The organism is Vibrio sp. V42_P2S4T144, assembly GCF_009904715.1.
GTDB classification, from domain to species: domain Bacteria; phylum Pseudomonadota; class Gammaproteobacteria; order Enterobacterales; family Vibrionaceae; genus Vibrio; species Vibrio alginolyticus.
Genome location: NZ_WXWS01000310.1, coordinates 1 through 2,256, shown reverse-complemented (window position 1 = coordinate 2,256; position 2,256 = coordinate 1). Strand labels below are relative to the sequence as shown.

Here is a 2,256-nt window from a genome sequence, read left to right as displayed (position 1 = left end):
ATTATACATAATAAGGCTCCGCCAGAAGAGCCGCCCTTAATGGCCTATCACTCTATAGGTCTAGAAATGAACCCTACGAAGAAAAATGAAAAATCCCCTCGCCTGAAGTCTCGAATTCAAAAAGCTCGGAAAGGCACCCGCAAGTCTAAAGTCTCCCTTGATAAAAATGATCACAAGCTCAATTCTGTTGCTCGTGCTGTTTGCCATGCGTTAGAAATCAACGAGCCAGTGGTAGCAGAATCTACCTTTAATGGAATGAAAACACATGGCAGACATATCATCAGAAACTTGGGGGAAAAGCTCCTTTCTGAACTCACTATTGAAGATATTGATAATCTAACAACTACCCTCCTTAAACAGGGAAAAAAGGGTAAGGTTATTAACGGTTGTTACACTATCTTGCGAGCTGTTTGCTCTAAAGCCTGCTTGTCTGAACATCAGAAAAGCGACTTAATGGAAGGTATCAAAAACCTGAAAGTTGTTAACGATGATCCTTTTCCCTTAACCGAAGACGAAGTTCGTCAATTATTGTTGACTGATACCGACAATGAGATGGCAAAAGACATGGCTTCTTTTGCCATTCTAACGGCATTACGTATCAGCGAACTCATTTGTACTTGCTGGGAAAATATCGAGTTTTATACAGAACAAGGAATTGAAAAATGTCGACTATACGTTGACTTAGCAAAACCTCTAAACAAGTACAAAGTAACTAAAACAGAAGAGTCTGAACGAACAATTGAGCTATCAGCAGAAGCCGCTCAAATACTCCGCAAACTAGAGAGCTTAACTGGTGACAAAGATCCAATCGCTATTGACGTTGTGCAACGAGATAACATCACAGTTAAACGAGAAAAACGCAGGTTTGTTTTTTTTAATGAGCAAACGGGTCATCCATGGCTGAACCCTAAACAGTTTGCGAAGCAGTTCTTTACTGGTTTCTTGAAAGAGGCAGGTGTTCCTCATAGAGGCCCAAACCAATTGCGACATACGGGAGCGTCGATACCTTTTAATCGTGGAGTCAGTGTAGCTTGGATCGCGGAATTACTCGGGCATCGAGACGTCAGCATTGTAGAAAAGCATTATGCGAAACGTAATAAGGTAAGTTTGAAGAAAGAGCAAGTCAAAGCAGATAGGACAATAGCAGAACTATTTAAAACGGGTGATTCAAACAGCATTTTCGTACCCAATGACATTGTTGAAACTAAGCAAGCAGCGCAGTCCATCGCCAGTGATGATAAAGCATTTATACAAAACTTACTCGAACTAGCACGGGTTGCAAAGAGTGATAAACACAGAGAGCAAATCTACAAAATTATCGATGATACGCTTAAAGTTGGACAGTAATTATGAATACTACTTTGTCTTCCTCTCTTCCTGCCTTCCTCGGTCAGGAAGAAAGTCTTGTATTGCTCCGTGAAAGATTTTCCGCTGAACTGGAAAAACAAGGCTATTCAACAGAAAAAGGTAAAACCATTGACGAGTATGCCTCAGCATTTAGCGATTTAAACACAGCACCCACTTCAGCAAAAGCGCTTCAAAAGCGTGTTGGTGGTGATTTTAGGCGAGTAGCGATCGCTTTCAAAATACTTAGGAAAGCTACAAAACCAACTACTGTCGTTCGTAATAAAGCGCTGTGGTTTGTTGACTCTGAGCAGCGACTGACTTCTGCGCTTCAAGCCGAAATGTCTATCGTTTGGAAGGCTTTCGATGGTGAGGTTCAACAGCTCGTTAGCGCCCATACCCAAGAATCTCTTAAGCAAATTGATGAATTAGAAAAAGAAAACAAAGAGCTTGTTGAGTTCATTGACGAATTGCAAAAGCAGATACGGCAAACTGATTCACAGAGTCAAAAGTACAATGAGCTAGAAAACAAACTTGCTCTATCAGAGCAAGTTGTTTCGGACTACCGCGCTAGAGTTGACCAACAACAGCAAAAGCTCGATACGTTACTTTTGGTAAGTCAGGAGCTTTTTGTTGAACGCGCTCGTGCGAAAATGTTAGACGAGCATATCGCTTCATTAACTCGCGATAAAGAACGCCTACAAGAACACAACACAAAACTCATTGAAAGTCTCACGAGCGCTCATCCAGATTGGTATTTCGGCGATTTGAGTGATGCAGATTCCAGCTTATCCGAAGAACTCCATGTCGACGACAGTGTGGAAAATTGATGTAAAAGCCAAAGAGCAAGGTTACCCCAACCCCGTATGAAGCTTCATCGGGTTGGGAATCTAAGCTGCTGCTTAGGAACGC

2 protein-coding genes are annotated in these 2,256 nt (G+C 41.8%); both read left to right on the top strand.

Annotated elements, in window-relative coordinates; translation table 11 throughout:
• A partial coding sequence (locus tag CAG68_RS10695; RefSeq protein WP_237667870.1) for a site-specific integrase occupies positions 1-1,347 on the top strand: 1,347 nt, incomplete at its 5' end.
• 2 nt (positions 1,348-1,349) lie between these two features.
• Positions 1,350-2,174: a hypothetical protein gene (locus tag CAG68_RS10690; RefSeq protein ID WP_161441127.1), complete on the top strand. Its 825-nt coding sequence runs from the start codon at positions 1,350-1,352 to the stop codon at positions 2,172-2,174.
• Positions 2,175-2,256 lie beyond the last annotated feature (82 nt).